The organism is Roseburia intestinalis L1-82 (assembly GCF_900537995.1).
GTDB lineage: Bacteria > Bacillota > Clostridia > Lachnospirales > Lachnospiraceae > Roseburia > Roseburia intestinalis.
Genome location: NZ_LR027880.1, coordinates 782,137 through 804,983 on the forward strand (window position 1 = coordinate 782,137; position 22,847 = coordinate 804,983).

The window sequence follows — 22,847 nt, forward strand, 5'->3', positions numbered from 1 at the left end:
TGGGCATGAAACCGGGGAAAAGGAACAGGAAAGGACTTGACATGTACCAGACAAGAGAAAAAATTCAGAGTATCATTTTACTGCTGGCGGATCTGATATGCTTTGCCGTAAGTTATTTCGGGGGCGGTTATCTGTGGCTGGTGGGTTATCGAAATGTATCCGTCGCAAATATGAAGATAGAGCTGATGGAGAGCTTTGGCATCGTAATGGTTGTTTACATGCTGGTAATGCTCTTTTCGGATATTGATAATCGTTTTATTGACCGAAGTGTATTTCAGGAGTTGTGGGCAGCAATCAAAGCGAGCGTTGTGTTAGTATGTGTGACAGCGCTGACCATTTTTTTACAGCACAATAATGCGGAGGCTTCCCGAGGTGTTTATTTTTGTATTGCGCTGGTAAATATGTGCCTGTATTTTGGCATGCATATTATCATTAAATATTATCTGCTGCATGTTTACCGTAACAAAAGAGCAAATAATCAGGTATTTCTGGTCACAACGGCAGAACGTGTGGAAGAGGTGATCGCGGATGCAGACCATTCCGGAGACTGGATCCATCGTCTTGCAAGTATTGCGATCATTGATGAAAACCAGATTGGAAAATGGTATCATGGTGTTCCTGTCGTTGCCACTTATGATAATATGTTCCAGTATGTAAAAGAACAGATTGTGGATGAAGTTTTTATCAGTGTGCCGTATGAGACAGGAGATTCGCTTGCGGAGGTGGTCAACCGTTTTGAGGATATGGGGGCAACCGTACATGTCACGATTGAGATCTTAAACAAGTTTGATGATTACCATAAAACTTTTAACATGCTGGGAAATATACCGGTCGTCACATTTTCCAATCAGTCCTATGACTGGAAAATGCTTATGATCAAGCGTGTGATGGACATCGCAGGTTCGATCGTGGGACTTGTGATCACGGCAGTTGTGACGGTCTTTTTAGCACCGCCGCTTTTGATCGAATCTCCGGGACCTCTGTTTTTCGCACAGAAGCGTGTCGGCAAGAATGGAAGATTTTTTAAGATCTATAAGTTCCGTTCGATGTATAAGGATGCAGAGGAACGCAAAAAAGAACTGGAAAGCCAGAATGAGATGAATGGTCTGATGTTTAAAATGAAAGATGACCCGCGTATTACGAAGGTTGGAAAATTTATCCGTAAGACCAGTATCGATGAGCTTCCACAGTTTTTCAACGTTTTGAAAGGTGATATGAGTCTGGTCGGTACAAGACCACCGACGGTAGATGAGTTCAAACAGTATGAATCACACCAGAAACGCCGTTTAAGTGCAAAACCGGGCATTACCGGATTATGGCAGGTAAGCGGACGGAACGAGATTACTGATTTTGAGGATGTCGTGAAACTGGATGTACAGTATATTGATAACTGGAGTCTGGGACTGGATATCAAGATCATTTTAAAGACGATAAAAGTGGTGTTTGAAAAAGGCGGAGAATAGAAAGGAGACCTGATATGAATCAGAGATATGAGAGCAGAAAAGAATACAGTTTGATGGATGTGCTGCAGTATAACTTAAGAAAATGGTGGCTTGCGGCTGTCTTTGCGGCAGTTTTTGCAGTGATCGTCGGTGGATACAAGGCAAAAACCCTGATGCCTTATATTGATGCAGAAGTCTATGATGACAGAATGCAGGTGGAGACTTCGGTGCTTTTAAAAGATTATAATTCCGGAAGTACTGTGGAGCGTGGCAATGATATTATGAAAATTGCAAAGAGCAGCAGTGTGTACGACGAATTCTGTAAAGTGACAGGAATCGATCTGACAAAACAGGCATTTACGGATATGTTTGAGTGTGAACAGACAGAGGCATCGGACATTATTACTTTTTATGTGGTGTATCCGAGAACGAGCTGGGATTATACCGTAAATGACGAAGAGGAAGCGTATGCTTTTGTGAACGGACTTCTTCAGGCATTGGATACCGTGACAAAGAAACAGGTCGGCACACAGTGTTTTACTGTATTTGATGAACCGCAGTCCCAGAGAGAAGTGACAAAGCTTGAAACTTATACCATCTCCAGTTCTGAGTTCCGCCAGGGAGTATTAAAAGCAGTGATCGCAGGTATTTTACTTGGCATTATGCTTGAGGTTGTTTTATATACATTGTGGATGATGATTTATAAAAAACCGAAGGATGCACAGGAAGTGCAGGAATGTTTAGAGACACAGATCGTTGATGTGATCACAAAAAAGAATGAAGATGAAGAAACCTATAAAAAAGCGGCTATGTTTTTGAATGGACAAAAAGCAGAAGGATGCCTTAAGATTAACTGTCTGCCGGTCGGAAGAACTGCGGATACCACAGCATTGCGTCTTGCGATGTGCTATGCAAATGAAAAGAAAAAGACTCTGCTGATCGACCTGAATGCAACTGACAGTGATGATGCATCTTTAAGTGCCTATGTTATGGGGAATACGACAGAATTAAAGTTACAGCAGATGAATGACTACTTAGACACCGTAAAGAGAAATTTGAAACAGGAACAGGGATTTGATCTTGTTGGAAATGAAAAGTTCAAAGAGCTTCTGGATCGCTTCTCAAAGCAGTATGAATACATTCTGGTCAATGGAAGGGATGTGTCGGCAATATCCGAAGGATATCAGACGGCATTGCTTTGCGACAGTAATCTTGTCATCTGCGGACGCAGAAATGTCAGAACGGAAGAACTTTATATGTTAAAGAATACGGCTGAGATCAACCATATCCATCTGGATGGAGTGCTGGTATATGATTTATAAGAATCTACTTTATACAGGAATGCTTTTCGTAGTACTTCCGGTCTGGTTTGGATTGTTGTGGGTATGGTATCTGAAAATAGAGGGAACGGTCAGAAAACTGTGCAACGCATGGGTGCTTGGACTTGCAAGCATGTTTGCATCGGGACAGATTTTGCTGGTGCCAATGATACTTGGCAAAAGGACGCTTACCGAGGCTGTCACACTTTGGAAGATATTTCTGGTGATTGTTTCCATTGTTATCATGGTAATTCTGATACGCAGATGTGGTATCTTAGTTACAGTAGAAAATAAGCTGGAAAACAAAAAAAAGAAAGCCGGAGCATGGAAAATCATTTTTGGAATTCTTGCAGCGGCGCTGATCCTTTTGCAGGCATGGATTCCGTATCATTACCAGCATATTGATGATGACGATGCAAGATATGTTTCGGAAGAAGTTTCTGCGGTTGTGCATGATACGCTTTTAGTGGATGATCCGATCACGGATGAATATATGTACTGGGATGTCGGGGAAGTAAGAAAAGATGTGACATCCCCATGGACGATGTATGTGGCAATGTGCTGTAAAATAACAGGAATTGCTCCGGCGGTGTTTTCACATACATTTTTTCCATTTTTTATGATCATCATCTGTTATGTGTTGTATGGAATGATCGGAAATGTACTGTTTCGCGGTGATGCGGAAAAAACAGCACTGTTTCTGATTGTTTTATCTGTGTTCCATATCTGGAATTTTACATCAACACATACACTGTCGGCGATGTTTTTATTGCGGATCTGGCAGGGAAAGGCAATCGTGGCGGGATTTATCCTTCCATTGTTAATGTATTTGTTTTACCAGATCTTTATGAGTGAAAAACAGAGTATGAAATGGGCGGCACCATTGTATGCCTTAAGTTTTGCGGCAGCTCTTTTATCGGGAATGGGAATTATTATGGCACCAGTTATGATGGGATTGTACGGACTTTTAGATGGTATTTACCACCGGAATCTGAAACGTATGCTCTGTATATGGATCGCAGCACTGCCGTGTGCTGTTTATATGATTTATTATACGGCGGGGATTTAAAAAGGAAAGAGAACGGATATGGCAGCAGATTTTTATTCAATACTGGACAATTTTAAAAATTTTATTGGCGGACGTACCGGACTTTTTCACTGGTGCCTGTTTTGTCTTGCAGTTGTAATGCTGTTTTTCCTGGGAAGAAAATATCAGGAAGAGAAACAGACCGTCCGGTTTCTGGTATGGCCGACAATCCTGGTACTGTTATTTTTATTTAATCCATTATTTTACCGTTATGTGGGAAGCCGTTTCTTTGCCGGTGTGTACTGGAGACTGTTCTGGATGCTTCCGGTTTCTTTCACGGCTGCGTATGTGGTGGTCTGGCTGGTGTGCCGGTGGAAAAAACAGGCAGTCCGTATCGTTGTGCTTGTGGCGGCCCTTGGTACGATCGCATTAAGCGGACAGAAAATTTACAGTAAAGCAACCTTTACGGAGGCAGAAAATGAATATAAACTGCCGCAGGCTGCGCTGGATGTTGCGGATATTTTAGCAGGCGCAGGTGTCAGCTGGAAAGTAAGATCGGTTGTACCGAATGAACTGCTCTGCTATATCAGACAGTACCGCTGTGATATCGGATTATTTTATGGAAGAAACGTGGGCGGATTTATTTCCGGGATCGGGGATGATGAAGTCGCAATGTATCAGCAGATGTGTCAGGAAAAACCGGACATGACAGTAGTGACGGATATTGCAAAGCGCAATCAGGTAGTATTTTTATGTTTTAACCGTACAGAACAGGAAATACCGGATGATATGAAGCCGTATGGATATCACTATTACAGGGAAACCGGAGATTATGTCATTTATATGCTTGGAGAGGAATAGATGGAGCAGATCAGAAAATGGATACGGGAAAATGACTGGAAGAGCATGGGGATCATTGCGTATTATGGATACTTTGCGGTCAATGTGCTGGTAAAAGCATTTGGTTATGACAGTAGTGATCAGATCTACAAATTTTTTATGCTTTCCGGCGTGATCCTTTTGGGAATGAAACTTGTTACAACCAGATATACGCTGCGGGAGATCGTTGTGATCGCGCTGATGCTAGGTGCAGGTCTTTTCATATGGGTAATGACCAAAAAGGCGACGATACTGTTTTTGTTTTTAACGATCATCGGAATCAAGGATGTGTGTTTCCGGAAATTGATTGAAATCTCTGTATGGACCAGACTTTTTGTAGCATTTATTATGGTAGCCGGATCCGCTTATGGGTTGTTTGATATTGGTTATAAGACAGTGCCAAATGCACAGTATGTGGAAGTACCGGTGTACAGTCTTGGTTTTAGTGAACCGAATGCTGCATATATGACAATTTTTCTGCTTCTTATGCTTATGCTCTATTATTTCTATGAAAAATTAAATATATGGTGGTTTTTCGGAACATGCCTGACAGCGTTTATTTTTTATAAAATAACATTTTGCCGTACCGGGATTATTGTATTCTTTTTTGCGTGGGGGATAATTCTGTTTGAAAAACTGGTCAAAAATAAAAAAGTGAAGTTTATTTATGCACTGTCTATACCGGTTGGAGCAATTTTCAGTTTTGTTATGATGATTCTATTTAACAGTGACAATGACATTATGAAGACGATCGACCGCTATGTATCAGGAAGGGTATATATCCTTGGAAAATATTATCATGACCAAGGGCTTGCGCTGCTTCCGAGAAACCAGGAGTATTTTTATGCAAGTTATCATGGGCTGATCGATAACGCATATATGTATATTTTACTGTACTGCGGATGGATTTTTGCAATCGCATTTTTTGCGGCACTCTGCGTTACGTTAGTCAGACTCTATAAAGCAGGGGGATATAAAGAATTAGTCATGCTTTCCGTATTTGCATTGTATGGGATCATGGAACAGTTTGTCTTAAATGGTTTTATGAATCCGTTTATTTTGCTTGCAGGTGTATTGCTATATCCGACGATGTTAAATGAGATCTCAGATGGAGGAGACAATGGAAAAATATCGAATTCTTCAAATTCATAATTTTTATCAGATCCCGGGCGGGGAAGACGTCGTGGTGCGCAATGAGAAAAAGCTGTTAGAGGAGCATGGACATGAAGTCTTTACTTACTATCGCAGTAACAAAGAACTGAACGAGGGGAATAAATTAAAAAAACTTTTTATTCCTTTTACGGCAGTCTATTCGTTAAAAACCTGCAGGGAAGTAAAAAAGATTATCCGTGAAAATAAAATCGATATCGTGCATGTGCACAATACCCTGATGATGGTGAGTCCATCTGTATTTTATGCGGCATTTCAGTGTAAGGTGCCGGTGGTCCAGACACTTCATAATTTCCGCATGCTCTGTCCGGCCGGATCATTTTTCCGCAACAATGTGATCTGTGAGGAATGTGTGAATGGCGGATTAAAATGTGCAATCCGGCACAAATGTTACCGCGGAAGTAAAATACAGACGATGGTAAGCTCTGCAATCCTCTGGATTCACCGTTTTCTTGGAACCTACTATCGTGTGAATTTTATCTGTCTGACGGAATTTAACAAAAATAAACTGTTAAGCTCCTTAGATCCGGGCAAAAAGATCGTGGATCCGAAACGTGTTTACATCAAACCAAACTTTACCTTTGCAGATGGAATCGTCCCGGTTAAAAAACAGCCTGAGGAAGAATATTATCTGTTCGCTGGAAGAGTGGAGGCATTAAAGGGAATTGACATTGCAGTAAAAGCTTTTGAAAAATTGCCGGATAAGATTCTTTATGTTGCGGGAACAGGACCGATGATGGATGAGATGCAGGCATACGTCAGCACCCATAATATGAAAAATGTCCGCTTTTTGGGTTACCTGCAGAAAGAGGAGATGACCGAGAAATTTTATAATGCAAAGGCAGTCATCATGACTTCCCAGTGTTATGAGGCGTTTGCCATGACGATCGCGGAGGCATATTCCTATGGCGTACCGGTGATCGCAGGACGTGTCGGCAATATGGATGGTATGGTGCAGGAAGGTGTGACGGGTGTAAAATTTGAGTATAACTCTATTGAGGATCTTGCCAGAAAAGTCTGTGAGTTTGAACAGATGGATCTAAACAGATTAAAGGAAAATGCGAGAGAATTTTATCAGCACCGGTTAAGACCGGAAGATAACTATCAGAAACTCATCAGTATCTACCACAGCATTTCAGAGGAAAAAGAACAATGAAAAAAAAGGCAGTATTTATCACGAATATACCATCGCCATACCGGGTGGATTTCTTTTCTTATATGCAGAAAAACTTTCCGGAATATGAGTTTCATATCATTTTTTCCGGTGCAGGCATGGAAAACCGGAAATGGAGTGTTGAGATGGAGGAGATCGAACATTATCATTTCCTGAAATCAAAGACGATCATCATCCGCAAACGGTTTGATGACCGATATGTGTTTATCCCGGTAGGTGTGGAAAAGACTTTAAATGAGATCGCGCCGGATGTGGTCTTTGCCATGGAGTACAACCCGACGATCCTTCGTGCGGTACATTGGTGCCGGAAAAAGAAGATCCCGTTTATCAGCTGGACGGACGGCACTTTAAATTCCGAGAAAAATATCGGAAAAGTACAGCGCTTATCGAGAAGCTATATTATAAAAAGAGCGGCGGCATTTATCGCGAGCAGCACTGCATCGCGTGAGGCACAGATCGCTTACGGTGCTGATGAAAAGAAATGCTTTATCTCATATCTTACCGTGGATATTCAGAAATATCTGTATGAGAAACCACAGAAAACAACCCAAAATGAGGGATTGCAGCTTCTGTATGTGGGAAGCCTGATCCAGCGGAAAGGACTTGATCTGTTACTGCCGGCACTTGCAAAAACACCGCAGAATATAAGGCTCTGGATCGTTGGAGAGGGGCAGGAAAAAGATCTGCTGCAAAAACAGTGCACAGAACTTAAAATTTCTGACCGTGTGGAATTTTTAGGATACCAGGAAGGGGAGCCATTGCAGAAATTATACCGCACAGCGGATGCTTTTGTGCTTCCGACCAGGGAGGACTGCTTTGGACTTGTTCTTTTAGAGGCAATGTGTGCATCTCTTCCAATCATTTCATCAAAATATGCAGATGGTGCAAGAGATCTCGTCTCAGATGGTGAAAACGGCTATATCATTGACCCGGAAGATGTGGATGGTTTTGCGGAGGCAATCGAAAAGGCTGCAGCCGGTGATATGACATCTGTCATGGGAAAAAAGAGTTACGAAAAGGCACATGAATTTTCTTTTGAACAGGTTTCAAAAGGTTGTATTGCGGCACTTTCGTATGTATTATCACAGAAATAAAGGATTAGTGCGAAAAATAAGCTCGATAGCTTATTTTTTGCACGGCTATTTGTTTCTAAATAAAAACAAATAGCTTTGATGGCAGACGAGAATTTGAGATTCTCGTCGCCTCTTCTCAGCAAGTTGCTCAAAAATGAGGATGAATATGAAAAAGAAGATTTTATTTAACGGACTTGGAAACAGAGGATGGATCGGCGGACTTTATTATATTAAGAACATTATGTTCAGCTGCCTGCAGAACGAAAATATCATGGAACGTTTTTCGCTGGTGCTTTTGATCGATCCGGAACATGCCGATATTTTTGACTGTTTTAAAGAAAATGTAAATGTAGATATTCGTGTCTATGATGGAAATAATAAAATAAAACTGGCACTTTATGAGATGCGTCTGATCTGGTTTGGCGGGGTAAAATACTGCTATGCCTTAGAACTCAACAAGATCGGAAAACTCTTTAAAAAGAAAGGTATCTTCTGGATACCTGACTTTCAGCACAGAACCCTGCCGGAGTTTTTCGGCGCAGAGGAGTTAGCACACAAAGAAAAAAATGATCTTGCCATGACAGGAAGCGATAATCCGATGGTTTTAAGCAGCTTCGATGCGGCAAGGGATTTAGAGCGTTTCTATCCGGGACACCGATGCTCGGTTGAGGTGGTACATTTTGTATCTTACATTGAACCGGAAGTGCGTGCCATTACACCGGAATTAGAGCAGAGTGTCCGTGAAAAATTTGACTTAAAGAGAAACTATATCTATATTCCGAACCAGTTCTGGCAGCATAAAAATCATATCGTTATGGTAGAAGCAATCGAATGTCTCCTGAAAGAGGGCAGATTATGTGACTATGATTTTGTATTTACCGGCAATCTGAAAGATTACCGTAACCCGGAATATATCGATAAATTAAGAAAAATTATGGAATCAGACACGGTTTGTGCTAATATAAAACTGTTGGGATTTGTAGAGCGTACCGAACAGCTTGCAATCATGAAAAACGCACAGTTTATCGTACAGCCGTCACTCTGTGAGGGCTGGGGAACCGTATTAGAGGATGCGAAAGTACTTGATAAAGTTGTACTTTTGTCAAACATCCCGGTACATCAGGAACAGCAGAACAAAAAATGTGTTCTCTTTGATCCACACGACCCGAAACAGCTTGCCGAAACGATCGCGCGCACTGCAGCGCGCGCATCCCTGCCGGAGCATGAAGCCGAATATGCCGGTAACATGGAACAGGGCATCGCAAATATGTACCGCGAGGCGAGAGAGTACTCGAGGGCACTTGAAAGGGTATTTTTATAGGAGGTTCGCCCATGAAAAAAATGATCATTACCGGCGTAAACGGTTTTATCGGAAGATGCGCCATGGAATATTTCAGCAAAGATTACGAGATCACCGGCATCGACTTAGCCGACCGTTACTGTGAGGACGGGGCAGAAATCCACTACTATCAGTGCAACATGTCCAAAGACTCACAGGAACTTGCCAACATATTTACCGGAGTGCAGCCGGATGTGATCTTACACTGTGCCGGCAGTGCCAATGTCGGAGCATCCATTGTAAATCCGATGGCAGACTTAGACGGCAATCTGCACAGTTTATACCAGCTGCTTTTAGCATTGCAGTCATTTGAAAAAAGACCGAAAATCATTTTCTTATCAAGTGCAGGTGTCTATGGCAATCCAAAGCAGCTTCCGATCACGGAAAAAGATGCATTGGCACCGATCTCACCATATGGCGTGCACAAGCAGATGGGCGAGGAACTCTGCAGCTATTATAACAGGGTACATGGTTACCATATCCGCTGTGTGCGTATCTTTTCTGCATATGGAAGCGGACTGCGCAAACAGCTTTTGTGGGATATTTATCAGAAATACTTAAATACCGGACGGATCGATCTGTTCGGAACCGGAAATGAGACGCGTGATTTTATCCATATTTCCGATATTCTGCGTGCCTTAGAGTTGATCTTAGGATATCAGGGACCGGAGGAGATCTTTAACGTTGCAAACGGCGAGGAAGTGTCTATCCGGGAACTTGCTGAGATTTATGCCGCACAGCTTGGAGAAAAAACGGATATCGTGCGGTTTAACGGGGAGACGAAAGTCGGCGATCCACAGAACTGGCGTGCGGATATCTCTCTTTTGAAAAAGATCGGATATGAGAAAAAAATGGATCTTACCGAAGGAATCCGCGAATATGTAGGCTGGGTAAAACAGCAGGCATAGAAAGGGCGAAAAAGAATGGAAGAGACGAGAAGTCTGGCTCCGGTAATTTTGTTTACCTACAACCGGCCGGAACATACAAAGCGCACCATCGAGGCACTTGCAGCAAACGAACTTGCAGCAGAAACAGATCTGTATGTATTTTCCGATGCGGCAAAAAAAGATGCAGATAAAGGAAAAGTGCAGGAAATCCGTGATTATGTAAAGTCCGTGCAGGGATTCCGTCAGGTGGAACTGACCGCAAGGGAACAGAACTACGGTCTTGCAAAAAATGTGATCGAGGGCGTGACTGCGATCGTAAATAAATATGGAAAAGTGATCGTTTTAGAGGATGACCTTGTCACAAACCGCTATTTTCTTTTGTTTATGAATGACGGATTAGATCGTTACCAGAACGAACAGAAAGTGACCGGAATCACAGGGTTCTCCCATTTCGGGGATACTTTTTCCTACCCGTGTGAGTCCTATTTTAACACGCTCTCAGGCACAAGCTGGTCGTGGGCGACCTGGAGCGACCGCTGGAAGTATTTCGATGCGGACTGCGACGACTGGACGGATATGGTTTCCGATAAAAAACTGCGCAAAGCATTTAATTATGACAATACCTATGATTTTTACAAGATCATGAAAATGCAGAAAACCGATGAAAAGACCAACTCCTGGGCGATCCGCTGGTACTGGACGAATTTCCGGAAACAGGGACTGATCTTATCCCCGACAAAGTCTTTAGTCAGCAATGAAGGCTGGGATGGCACCGGGATCCACTGCGGCAATGAAAAGGGACCGGTATTCGACCATAAACTGATGACAGATCACAGGATCACAGAGTTCCCACAGGAGATCTGTGAAAAACCGGAGCTCCATAAGGCGATGAAAAAAGCACTGATCCATGAGTCACAGCCGAATCTGATCAAACGGATCTACCATGTGGTATTCCGGAAAAACTATATCGGACAGGCATAGAACATTTGAATGGCAGACAAAACAGGCTGTCTGGAAATGAGGATGAAATAAATTATGAAGATACTTGCAATTTTTACCTGTTTTAACAGAAAAGAACTGACAAAGCGGGGCATGGCAACACTCTCAGAAAATAGAGACGTCACGTTTGACTATGTGATCTTAGACGACAATAGTTCTGACGGAACGCGTGAGATGTTAAAGCAGATGCGCGATGACGGCACATATCAGATCGACCTGATCGAGGGAGACGGAAGCAATTTCTGGAATGGCGGCATGCACAAGGCGATCGAACACATCAAAAATACGCATATGGATTACGACTACTATATGCTGATGAATGATGATACAAAGTTCTTCCCGGGCATTTTTGATGAGATGGCACCACATCTGAAAAAGGATGAGGTTACAGTCGGTGCGATCTGTGGCGAAAACGGCGGTTTGAGTTACGGCGGTATCAAATACACCAAAGGGATCAAATACAAAAAATTAGGCCCGGATGCGCCGGAGGTAAACTGTGATACCTTCAATGCAAACTGTGCCATCATTCCGCGTGAAATCTTTGAAAAAGTCGGGATCGATCCATTTTACCAGCACAGTATCGGTGATTTTGATTACGGGTTACAGATCAGTAAACTTGGATATAAAATTCATATTTATCCAAAGTTTGTCGGCGAGTGCAATGATAATACACTGCAGAAAACCTGGCAGGATGAGACGCTGCCGCGCATGGAACGGATCCGTCTAAAGGAGAGCCGCAAGGGACTTCCATTCCGCGACTGGTTCCATTTTTTGCATAAAAACTTCGGACTTGGAACGGCCATTGTGCGTTCCATTACACCGTATATCCGTATTATACTTGGAACAAAGACGAGATACTCCGGCGCGTAGAAAGCCGGCATGATCATCGCAATATTTGAATGAGGATTTATATGGGAACGATCTGTTTTGTGATTTTAAATTATAAGACCTGGCGTGAGGCGGCCGCATGTGCGGAGTCCATTCTAAAGACGCAGCAGGGGCAGGATATCCGCATTGTTTTAGTGGACAACGGTTCCGGCAATGGCAGTGAGGAGTCGCTTCGGGAAGAATTTGCCGGGGAAAAAAGAGTGCATGTGATCGCAAGTGAGAAAAACCTTGGATTTGCACGCGGCAACAATCTTGGCATCCGGTATGCAAGGTCTCATTTTGAACCGGATTTTATCGTGGCGGCAAACAGCGATATTATTTTTGAACAGGAAGATTACTGTGAGAAGCTGCGGGAAATCTATAAGGAAGAGCGCTTTGATATTTTAGGCGGGGATATTGTGGATGCAAGCCGCACCAGACATTTTAATCCGGTGGCGAGAAACAGGCAGTACACGTTAAATTATATGCGGAAACAGATCCTGGTTTCCTGGGCGAAATGTAAGATGTTCCAGCTGATCAAACTGTTTCATTTAAAGAAAGCCATTGCAGGCCATTATGGTGTCGTGTCGGATGAAACGGGGCGCGATGTCAAAGATGGCAGTAAGAATCTTACCACGCGTGAGGAGGACGGAAAGTCCGTATCGGCGGACAGCCGCGTGGACGAGCGGATGAAGGATGTTCTATTACATGGCTGCTGTCTTGTTTTTTCGAAAGATTTTTTCAAACAGATGGACGGATTTTATGATGGGACATTTCTCTATGCGGAGGAAGAGATCCTTTATTACCTTGCCGGAAAATACGGCATGACATTACTGTATGCACCGGAGATTGGCTGCATGCACAAGGAGGCAGTGTCCACAAATTTTGTGATGCAGGATTTTTGTGATGCGAAGATTTTTTATTTCGGGAATATCACGAAATCCTATCGGGCATTTCTGGCACTGATGAAAAAATATGAGTAAACATGACGGATTATTTCAAAATTCAGTTTACAATGTAATTTATAAACTCCTGGATGCGCTTTTTCCGCTGGTTTCTGCAGCATACCTTGGAAGGGTACTGATGTCGGATGGAGTCGGAAAAGTTGCATATGCACAGAATATCGCGCAGTATTTTGTACTGGCAGCATCCCTTGGAATCCCCAATTACGGGATCAGGGAGATTGCAAGAAGGCGTAAGGATGAGGAGCAGACAAAGGAACTTTTTTCGTCTCTCTTTTTTATCAATCTGATCTCCACGCTGATCTGTACGGCACTGTATTATGCACTGATCCTGAATCTGCCGTATTTTTCTTCACGTAAGATGATCTCACTTGCGGCAGGACTTCTGATCATATTTAATGCGTTTAATGTAGACTGGTTTTATCAGGGGCAGGAGGCATTCAAATATATTGCAATCCGCAGTTTTGTTGTAAAAGTGATCTCACTTGCGGCAATCTTTGTGTTTATCCGGAGCAGTGAAGATTATGTGCGGTATATGCTTGTGATCGTTTTGACGACAGGGGCAAATTATATTATCAATATGCTGCAGTTAAGAAAGTTTGGTATCCGTCTGACATGCCATGGCATAAAGATCCTGCCGCATATGAAACCGATCTTTATCATGCTCGGAACGACAGTCGCGATCGAACTTTATACGATGTTAGACACCACGATGCTTGGACTTTTGTGTGATGAAAAAAACGTTGGTTATTATACAAATGCGATGAAAGTCGTGAAGATCATCATTACAGTCATTACAGCAATCGGGGGAACATTACTTCCGCATTTAAGCCAGTATCATATGGAAGGTGATGATGAATCGTGTGGACGGATCGTAAGCAGGGTATTTGAGATCATGCTGTTTTTGTTCCTGCCATGTTGTGTGGGGCTGATGCTGACAGCAGATGATCTGATGGTCGTGATGTTTGGCGAAAGTTTTGCACCGGCAGGGGAGACACTCCGGATCGCGGCACTTTTAACGCTCGCGCTTGGGTTCAGCAATTTATTTGGGACACAGGTGCTTTTAACATTTGGAGAGGAAAAAAAGCTTCTTTTCTGTACGATCGTTGGGGCAGTGTCAAATGTCTGTCTTAATTTTTCCATGATTCCGCGGTTTGCCCAGAATGGTGCGGCAGCGGCATCGGTCATCAGCGAAGCACTGGTTACTGTCTGCTGTGTATGTTTTTCCGTGAAACACATTCAGGTAAGATTAAGAAGAGGATATTTGGCAAAAACCGTGATTGCGGTAGCTTTTATGGGGGCACTTACATGGATTGTCATGAGCATGGTAAATGGAGAATTTCTGCGGCTTGCAGCAACAGTAGTGACAGGGGTGGTCTCATATTTTGCTTTATGCATTATGCTTCGCAATCCAGTTTGCATGGAGTATAAGCAGACATTATTAAGGAGAGAAAAACAATGATCTACGTATTATGTCCGGCGGATGTAAAGACCGGCGGAACAGAACTTCTGCATCAGCTTGTAAAGACCCTGACGGATGTGAAAGTTCCTGCAGGAATTGTTTATACTGAGATATCAGAAGAACATCCTGGCATGAATCCCGCTTTTCTGGAATATACGGACGGTTATCTGCGTGAGGAAGAGATAGAGGATGAAAAAGGAAATATTTTAGTTGTGCCGGAGATTTACTGTGAGAGAACGGCGAGATATCAGAATCTTTCCGTGTATATCTGGTGGCTTTCTGTGGATAACTATCTGATTCATAACAGTTTTGTGGATAGAAGGCGTGCAAATGGCACATTGCGCGCCATAAAAGCCTTGCTCACCGGAAAACTGAAAGATAAAACGGATTTTGTAAAAAAGGCAAAGATGCATCTGTGTCAGTCTTACTATGCGATCCATTATCTGGAAACGATCGGGATTAGCGGGAAGCAGGTACGTTATCTGTCTGATTATGTAAATGATATTTACCTTGCCGGGGAAGAAGCGGCACTTCGCGAAAAGAAAGAAGATGTAGTCCTTTATAATCCCAAAAAAGGGGCTGCATTCACAAAGGCGCTCCGTGAGATGGCACAGGATCTCAGGTGGGTACCGCTGATCGGGATGACGACGGAAGAGATGCGTTCCTGCATGAGTAAAAGCAAGGTTTATATCGATTTTGGAAATCATCCGGGGAAAGACAGAATACCAAGGGAGGCGGCAATTTCCGGCTGTATCGTTATCACTGGAAAGAGGGGTGCCGCGGCATTCGCGGAGGATGTATGTATTCCGGAAACATATAAATTTGATGAGTCATGTGCGAAAAAAGAAGATATTATATCATGCATCAGGGATTGTATCTGTAATTTTGATGTGCACAAGGTTGATTTTGACGGTTACAGAAGTTATATTAGAAATGAACATCAGCAATTTACTGCAGATGTGAAAAAAATATTTGTGAATGAGGATTACATATGATAATATCAGTAATTTTTGTGCTGCTCTTTCTTGCATTTTTAATGGGGATAATACTGGTACCGAAAATTGATGGAAAGATCAATATGATAAAAGTGGCAGTGATGGGAATTATGGCTATTTTCTGTTATCAGTCGTTTTGGGCGTTCATGTTTCAACTGGTGGGAATACCGGTGAATCTTAAATCCACATGTATTTCAATGGCGGCAGCGGTGCTCCTGTTATGGGGAATGATCATTAAAAAGAAAAAAATGCAGCGGATATTTGTGAGGATAACAGATATTGCTGTATTAGCAGTTCTTGCAGGAATCGTGATTGCAGTTTCACTACATATGTTTACTCCATATTTGCGGCTGAGTTATATCAATTCAGATCCGGCAAATCATTTTAATGATGCAATGGTCATTGTAAAGCAGGGAGTCTTAGGCAAGCACATTTATTTTTCTGCATTTGTCAATGCAATGTTTATTGAGATATTCAGTCCGATCCTGATCGTTTCAAAATATTATAAAGCGTTTATTTTTGCGGATATTTTCATGCATGTGCTGGAAGTGTGGATGTGTTATGTACTGATGCTCACGGTCAGTGAGAAAAAGATCGTGCGGATTTTTGCACCGGTGTTTGCGCTGGGATATTTCTGGGGATATCCTGCATACAGTTACATGACAGGCGGATTTGTATACTGGAGTATTGGTGTTATGATACTGATGCTTTTAGTCTATGCCCTGCTTCTGCTGGAGCGGTATCCGAAAAATTATAAGTGCAATGTGATCTTACTGCTGTTTGCATTGTACGCAAATACATGTTGTAATGCACTGTTTATCCCGCTCAATTCAGCGGCGGTGATCCTGGCATTATTTGTACTCGCGATCCGGCAAAAAAAGATAAACAAAAAAATGATAGCAGGATTTTTGGTTGTCGTAGTCATTGCAGCGGCAGCAGTATTTGTCTTATTTATGGATAAATGGGGCGGCTCTTTTGACAAGATGATAACTTACGTCAGCAAGGCGGGCGGAATGTATCATTCCGTGTATGCAGATCTGATCTATTTCATACCGGCAGCATTTATCGTACTGTTTTATCTGCTGAAAAAAAAGAAATATCCGGCGGCGATCCCTGTGATGGCACTTTTTATGGTGGTATGCACCTGTGTGATGTACGGATTTCTGATAAATCACATGATGTCATTTTATTATTATTTTAAGATCTACTATAATCTCTGGCTGTTCGGCTGGCTGCTTTGCGTGATGGCAGCAGATATCCTTGCAGATGAAAAACAGCTTGCAGGATTTTATGCATATGTTGGATTTATTGGAATACTTGCGTTATTTACTTTTACAAATTATGATATGAACATGTGGGAATTTGATCCCGGATATAATGAGGCATCCGTACCGAAACATTTTCTGGCAATCTATTGGAATAATCTAGATACATCACAGAAAGACTATGGGGAATACACGATTTTACCAGATCTTATGGAAGTGATGTCTTATGCGGCAGAGGAACTCGATGATGATAAGATCCCGGCGCTGGTGGCTGATGACAGGACTTTTTACTGGTTTGATGGCATGCGGGCTCAGAATACGAGAAAATATAAGCCGTATAACAGAGAACTGATGGATATTCTTGTCAAGATGGATAAAAATGGCATCACGAAGATTTTTGTGGATAAAGAGGATAAGATCTATCAGCAGTATGAAAATTATTTTTCACTGTGTAAAGCGGTGTATGAAAATGAACGTGCTGCGATCCTGACATTCCCGGGAGAAAGCTGGTGCAAGATACTTCCATATGTAAATGGTTATGATGAGGGAAAATTAGAACTGTATAAGTATGTGAAGAAACATTTAAAGAATGAAAGGGTACCTTTGATGGCAGCAAAGGAATCCTGCCTTGATTTTATCATTTACCGGCAGAAAACCAAACAGAAGTCTACGGATTGTTATACATGGAATTTTAATCCGAAAGAAAATCTCGATAATTTAAATCAACTTGGAATCAAGTATATTACAGTATTGTATGGCGATTCTTATTATCAGGAAAATCAGTATTATTTGGATGGACAGGAAACAGTATTTGAGAATGAATCAGGCAAGATCATAAAATGTGCGGGAGACAGTTTCAGCACAGAATATAAATAATTTGTGATATCAGATTTTGGAAATGGTTTGTTTGAGAAACAAGGAGGAAGATCCAAATGAAAAAAAGACATCAGGCAGGGAAAAGAATTGCTGCATGGCTTATGGCATTAAGTCTTTGCATGACAGCGGTTCCGGCGGAGCAGGTGGTATATGCAGCCGGTGGGCAGAATGAAACAGAGGTAACAGAACTTACGGAACTGACAGAGGTTCCGGAGTCGGCGGAGGCTATGAAAGACTCTGAAACAACGGAAAAAACCGGAGCTGGAGAAAAAGCTGAGGCAGAAGAAGCCGGAACAGAGAGCAAAGCAGAAGTGACAGAAACTACTGAATCAGAAGAAACCTCTGAAATACCGGCAGATACGGAGAGCACAGAAAGTTCTGAGATACCGGCAGATACAGAGAGTACAGAAAGTTCTGAGATACCGGCAGATACAGAGAGTACAGAAAGTTCTGAGATGCCGGCAGATACGGAGAGTACAGAAATTCCTGAGACGACTGAAAATACAGAGAGTACGCAGGCAACAGAAGATTCAGAGATGACTGAAGATACAGAAAGTACAGAGGCACTTATCGGGGATACCGAAGCGGCAGACACGGAGAAAGAAGAAAGTGAGGATATTCTAAAGAAAGACGGAAATGTGACTCCGGGAAGTACCTATGCGGCAGCAACATCGATTGGACTGAATACAACTTATAATGCAACGACATCCAGAACATCTGTTACACATTGGTATAAATTTACGATGAGCAAAGCCGGTATGGTACAACTGAAATTTGCACATGCGAATTTATCGAGCGCAAGCAACAGTACGGCCTGGAGGATTGATTTTATTGCCGATCAGGTTGGTGGGTTAGTCACTGTAACAAGCGGAATGCAGGATACACAGAACCAGACGGCGAAAATAGGTCTTGATGCCGGTACCTATTATGTACAGATTACCGGAACCGGAGTACTTACAGTCGGGTCTGCAGCTTACAGCTTCAGCGTACAGTATGAAGATACCTATTGTGAGACAGAACAAAATAATACGATTGCCACAGCAGATAATTATGACAGATTGGGTCAGACGATAACAGGAAGCATTTCCTCTGCATCGGATACCGATTATTATAAGATCACATCCACCACAAAAGGATATCTTTCATTTCAGTTACAGCACGATAAAGTGAGCGGCAGGCTTTCAACAGATATTTACAGCGTGGCAGTCTGTGATGCTGCCGGAAATACGATGTATACAATGACGAGTAAAAAAGACGAGGAGAAAACCGAGTCGGTTAATTTTGGACTTGACGCCGGAACCTATTATCTGAAAGTATCAGGAATCCAATATATGGATGCGTCAGGTTCACTGACAGTTCAGGGAGCAAATGGAGAGACGTACAAGCTGAAGGCATCCTGGACGAATGCAGACAACTGGGAGAGCGAGAGCAATGATGATATAAATACAGCAGACACAATGACATCAGGCAAGGCAGTTTACGGAAGTCTGTATGGTGTCAGTGATTCTGATTATTATGGTTTTCAGACAACAAAAGACGGATATATCGTGATCAATCTGCAGCATTCGAAAGTTACAGGATGGCAGAATAAGGCTATTTATGCAGTTACAGTCTGTGATACTTCCGGCAATTCGATCTACGAAATGACCAGTAAAGCGGAAGATGAATCCACGGATTCCATCAAACTGGGACTGTCAGCAGGTAAATATTATATTAAAGTGGCAGGTCAGAATGCATATTACGGCGGAAACTATGTGATCAAAACTACCTTTAAGGCGTGCAGTACCTGGGAGCACGAGAGCAATGATACTTACGATACAGCAAATACGGCTGTTTCCGGCACGACATACAGCGGAGATATCCGTACTTACAGCGATGTAGATTATTTTAAAACATCACTTTCTGCAAATGGTTATATCAATGTGAAACTGACGCATCCGGTTGTGAGCGGACAGGAAACAACAAACATGTTTGTGCTCAGCGTGATCCGTAAAGTGGACAAAGACCAGTATACAGAAGTCTACACTACGAAGATCCGTGGCGGGGACACAAGCATTTCCACGCCGAACCTTGGATTGCCGAAAGGTGAGTATTACATTAAGATCGCAGGAACCGGAAATACGACGGGAACATTATTGAGCGGAACGAGTTATCCTGTAAACTATGATGTGTGTATTATAGCAAAGACAGCAAGTGACAGGGAAGTGGAGTCGAATGATTCTGCTGCCACTGCAAATACCGTAAAGAACGGAAAAACCTATTACGGAAGCACAAGCAGTTCCTCAGACAAAGATTACTATAAGATCAAAATGTCAAAAGCAGGCTATCTGCAGATTAAGTTTGGACATAAAAACAGTCAGAGTACAGCAAGCTGTTATAATGTTGTTCTTTACAATAAGGATAACAGTGAAATTTATAAATTTACGAATACCGGGACAGAGACTTCTTATACATCCTGTAAATTAGGACTGGATGCAGGGGAATATTACGTATGCGTCAGCCAGGCATCTACACTTTATACCGGCGACTATACGATCTGCATGACACAGAAAGCGGCTTCCGGTTGGGAGACAGAGAACAACGGTGACTGGGCTTCGGCAGATAACATAAAAGTCGGCAAAGCGGTAAACGGTGTGATCACAGGATATACGTCAGATGAAGACTGCTATCGCTTTACACTCACAAAAGCGCAGTATATCAACTTTAGTCTGGCACACGAGAAGATCAATGATGCGGGAAGAAGCTGGTATGTGACACTTTATAATGCAAACGGCAAGAGAGTGAGCAGAAAAGATGATGATCATATCTATTCCTATGCCGGCAGTACCTATACAGAGTCAAAGGCTGTCAAATTAAGCAAGGGAACCTATTACCTGAAAGTGCAGGCATTTGCGAAAAATGCGGTGGAAAAAGAATACACGCTCTGTGTTAATAAAATTGAGAACAGAAAAACAAGCGTGACTTCCGTAAAATCGACAGCATACAATAAACTGAAAGTTTCATGGAAAGTTGTACCGGCTGCGACTTCTTATCAGATCTACCGCAGTACAGCAAAGGATGGGGATTATCAGAATATCAAAACCATCAACAGTGTAGGCACTAGTTCCTGGACAGACGGCAGTGTAAAAACCGGAAAAACATACTATTATAAGATCAAGACGGTTGTTAAGACACAGAATGGAGAACAGACCAGTGGATTTTCGAATGTAAAATCTGCAAAGGCGGTTCCGGCAAAGACGACGTTAAAGGCAAAAGCGTCGGATGCAAAGAATGTAAAACTGACCTGGTCAAAGGTAAAAGGTGCAAGCGGTTATGAGATCTACCGCAGCAACAGTAAAGATGGAAAATGTAGTAAAGTAAAGACCATATCCAAAGGTAGTACGACATCTTACAAAAACGGTAAATTGAAAAAATCGACGACCTATTATTATAAGATCCGTGCATACCGCAAAGTGAATGGGAAGAAAGTATATGGAAGTTATTCTTCCGTTGTTTCCGTAAAGACAAAAGCAAAATAAAAGTAAAAAGAGATACCCCGGTGGGATGATCATCATACATCCTGCCGGGGTATTTTTAAGATTTTATGAAAATTCTGGTAAGATATATTCAAAGGTTGGGTTTTATGATAAAATAATATAGATTATGCAAAGGTATGAATGTGAGGTACTTCATGAGGAAAAGGGAAAGATATAAACATTTGCTGAATTTATTTGCTAATTTTGTAATGCTTGTGGCTGAGACAGCAATGTTTGCATTTATATGGTATAAAATGTATGTGCCGGAATTGGAGGATAAGTTCTGGAATAGAGGAAACTGGGCAGTAATCGGAATGTATGCATTGGTATTGTTCTTTTTTATCCGTACATTTGGCGGATACCGGATCGGATACCTTAGAATTACAGATATTTGTTTGTCGCAGATCCTTGGAATTTTGTTTGCAAATATTATCGAGTATTTTCAGATTTGTATGATTGCAAATGATTATATGTCAGCATCACCGCTTCTGTTATTGACGACAGCTGAGATTGCAGTGACACTGCCTACCGTTTTTGTTGTAAGATATTTTTATGTCAGATTATATCCGCCAAGACGTATGATCGTAATATACGGGGAACATTCTCCGGAAGAACTGATTTCCAAGATTAATTCCAGAAAAGATAAGTACAATGTTTGTGCAACTGCCAGCGCCTATATGGGATATGAGGCATTGTATTCTAAAATATTAGAGTATGAAGCGGTAGTTTTATGTGATCTTCCGGCAAGTATCCGTAATAAAATTTTAAAGTTCTGTTATGATCAGAATAAAAGAACCTATATTACACCGAAGATATCGGATATTATTTTAAATGGAACGGAACGAATCCATTTGTTTGATACACCTCTTATGTTGTCAAGAAATCAGGGACTTACGATAGAGCAGAGATTTGTAAAGAGGACTATGGATATCGTGTTTGCACTGCTCGCGATTGTTATTTCATCGCCGTTTTTACTGGTCATTGCAGTTGCAATCAAACTGTATGATGGGGGACCGGTATTCTATAAGCAGGAGCGTCTGACGAGAGACCGCGAGACGTTTCAGATTATCAAGTTTCGCAGCATGAAAGTAGATTCGGAAAAACAGGGAGCACAGCTTGCCAAAAAAGATGATGACAGGATCACACCGGTTGGAAAAATAATTCGAAGAACGCATTTAGACGAGCTTCCTCAGATTTTTAATATTTTAAAGGGAGAAATGTCTTTTGTTGGTCCTAGACCGGAAAGACAGGAAATTGCTGAAAAATATGAAGAAATTGTTCCGGAATTTCGGTTCCGCCTGAAAGTAAAAGCCGGATTGACAGGGTATGCACAGGTATATGGAAAATATAATACAACACCATATGATAAATTAAAACTGGATCTGACTTATATACAGACATATTCAGCGTGGTTAGATGTGAAATTAATGCTTATGACATTTAAGATTATGTTTCAGAAAGAAAACACAGAAGGTGTAGATGAAAAGCAAACGACAGCGATCAAAAAGGAATCATAGAGATGGAACAGACAAGCGAAGTACAGATATCTGTTATTATGCCGGTTTATAATGCACGGGATTATGTGGAGCAGTGACG

Annotated in this window: 17 protein-coding genes; all 17 read left to right on the plus strand. The window is 42.0% G+C overall.

All coding sequences use genetic code 11. The features are described 5' to 3' along the window. The first annotated feature begins 5 nt into the window (after positions 1–5). The 17 genes from RIL182_RS03865 to RIL182_RS03945 all read left to right on the plus strand — a co-directional run bounded on the left by RIL182_RS03865 (position 6) and on the right by RIL182_RS03945 (position 22,768). Positions 6–1,463 (plus strand): sugar transferase, encoded by a 1,458-nt coding sequence (locus RIL182_RS03865; protein ID WP_006856685.1) that lies wholly within the window; start codon positions 6–8, stop codon positions 1,461–1,463. Positions 1,464–1,477: 14 nt separating this feature from the next. Continuing rightward, positions 1,478–2,764, plus strand: a complete 1,287-nt coding sequence (locus tag RIL182_RS03870; RefSeq protein ID WP_006856684.1) for a P-loop NTPase family protein — start codon at positions 1,478–1,480, stop codon at positions 2,762–2,764. Next, complete coding sequence (locus tag RIL182_RS03875) at positions 2,754–3,830, plus strand: DUF6077 domain-containing protein (protein WP_006856683.1); 1,077 nt, start codon at positions 2,754–2,756, stop codon at positions 3,828–3,830. Before RIL182_RS03870 ends, RIL182_RS03875 begins: the two co-directional genes overlap by 11 nt. Positions 3,831–3,848: 18 nt before the next feature. Continuing rightward, a complete protein-coding gene (locus RIL182_RS03880) occupies positions 3,849–4,649 on the plus strand; it encodes a hypothetical protein (protein WP_006856682.1) in 801 nt (266 codons plus the stop codon). Continuing rightward, positions 4,650–5,819, plus strand: coding sequence for a hypothetical protein (locus RIL182_RS03885; protein ID WP_006856681.1), 1,170 nt, complete (start codon positions 4,650–4,652; stop codon positions 5,817–5,819). It abuts the gene before it with no gap. Next, on the plus strand, positions 5,788–6,993 hold the full coding sequence (locus RIL182_RS03890; RefSeq protein ID WP_022112660.1) for a glycosyltransferase family 4 protein: 1,206 nt from the start codon (positions 5,788–5,790) through the stop codon (positions 6,991–6,993). Before RIL182_RS03885 ends, RIL182_RS03890 begins: the two co-directional genes overlap by 32 nt. Then, entirely contained in the window at positions 6,990–8,105 is a 1,116-nt protein-coding gene (locus RIL182_RS03895; RefSeq protein WP_006856680.1) for a glycosyltransferase family 4 protein, read from the plus strand. The genes RIL182_RS03890 and RIL182_RS03895 overlap by 4 nt, the downstream gene beginning before the upstream one ends. Before the next feature lie 145 nt (positions 8,106–8,250). Then, positions 8,251–9,405: a glycosyltransferase gene (locus RIL182_RS03900; RefSeq protein WP_044998864.1), complete on the plus strand. Its 1,155-nt coding sequence runs from the start codon at positions 8,251–8,253 to the stop codon at positions 9,403–9,405. An 11-nt stretch (positions 9,406–9,416) separates the two neighbouring features. Then, on the plus strand, positions 9,417–10,331 hold the full coding sequence (locus RIL182_RS03905; RefSeq protein WP_006856679.1) for an NAD-dependent epimerase/dehydratase family protein: 915 nt from the start codon (positions 9,417–9,419) through the stop codon (positions 10,329–10,331). Between the two features lie 15 nt (positions 10,332–10,346). After that, positions 10,347–11,291 carry a glycosyltransferase gene (locus RIL182_RS03910; protein WP_006856678.1) on the plus strand — a complete coding sequence of 315 codons (945 nt, stop codon included), beginning with the start codon at positions 10,347–10,349 and terminating at the stop codon, positions 11,289–11,291. Positions 11,292–11,345: 54 nt separating this feature from the next. Continuing rightward, entirely contained in the window at positions 11,346–12,179 is an 834-nt protein-coding gene (locus RIL182_RS03915; RefSeq protein ID WP_006856677.1) for a glycosyltransferase family 2 protein, read from the plus strand. A gap of 41 nt (positions 12,180–12,220) precedes the next feature. Continuing rightward, complete coding sequence (locus RIL182_RS03920; protein ID WP_015559558.1) at positions 12,221–13,159, plus strand: glycosyltransferase family 2 protein; 939 nt, start codon at positions 12,221–12,223, stop codon at positions 13,157–13,159. Then, positions 13,152–14,600 (plus strand): flippase, encoded by a 1,449-nt coding sequence (locus tag RIL182_RS03925; protein WP_006856676.1) that lies wholly within the window; start codon positions 13,152–13,154, stop codon positions 14,598–14,600. Before RIL182_RS03920 ends, RIL182_RS03925 begins: the two co-directional genes overlap by 8 nt. Continuing rightward, positions 14,597–15,595, plus strand: coding sequence for a hypothetical protein (locus RIL182_RS03930; RefSeq protein WP_006856675.1), 999 nt, complete (start codon positions 14,597–14,599; stop codon positions 15,593–15,595). The genes RIL182_RS03925 and RIL182_RS03930 overlap by 4 nt, the downstream gene beginning before the upstream one ends. Continuing rightward, complete coding sequence (locus RIL182_RS03935) at positions 15,592–17,736, plus strand: hypothetical protein (protein WP_006856674.1); 2,145 nt, start codon at positions 15,592–15,594, stop codon at positions 17,734–17,736. The genes RIL182_RS03930 and RIL182_RS03935 overlap by 4 nt, the downstream gene beginning before the upstream one ends. Positions 17,737–17,792: 56 nt before the next feature. Continuing rightward, positions 17,793–21,254 (plus strand): fibronectin type III domain-containing protein, encoded by a 3,462-nt coding sequence (locus tag RIL182_RS03940; protein ID WP_006856673.1) that lies wholly within the window; start codon positions 17,793–17,795, stop codon positions 21,252–21,254. A 152-nt stretch (positions 21,255–21,406) separates the two neighbouring features. After that, the gene (locus RIL182_RS03945) at positions 21,407–22,768 is read left to right on the plus strand and encodes a sugar transferase (protein ID WP_015559560.1); all 1,362 of its coding nucleotides are present in this window, start codon (positions 21,407–21,409) and stop codon (positions 22,766–22,768) included. Positions 22,769–22,847 lie beyond the last annotated feature (79 nt).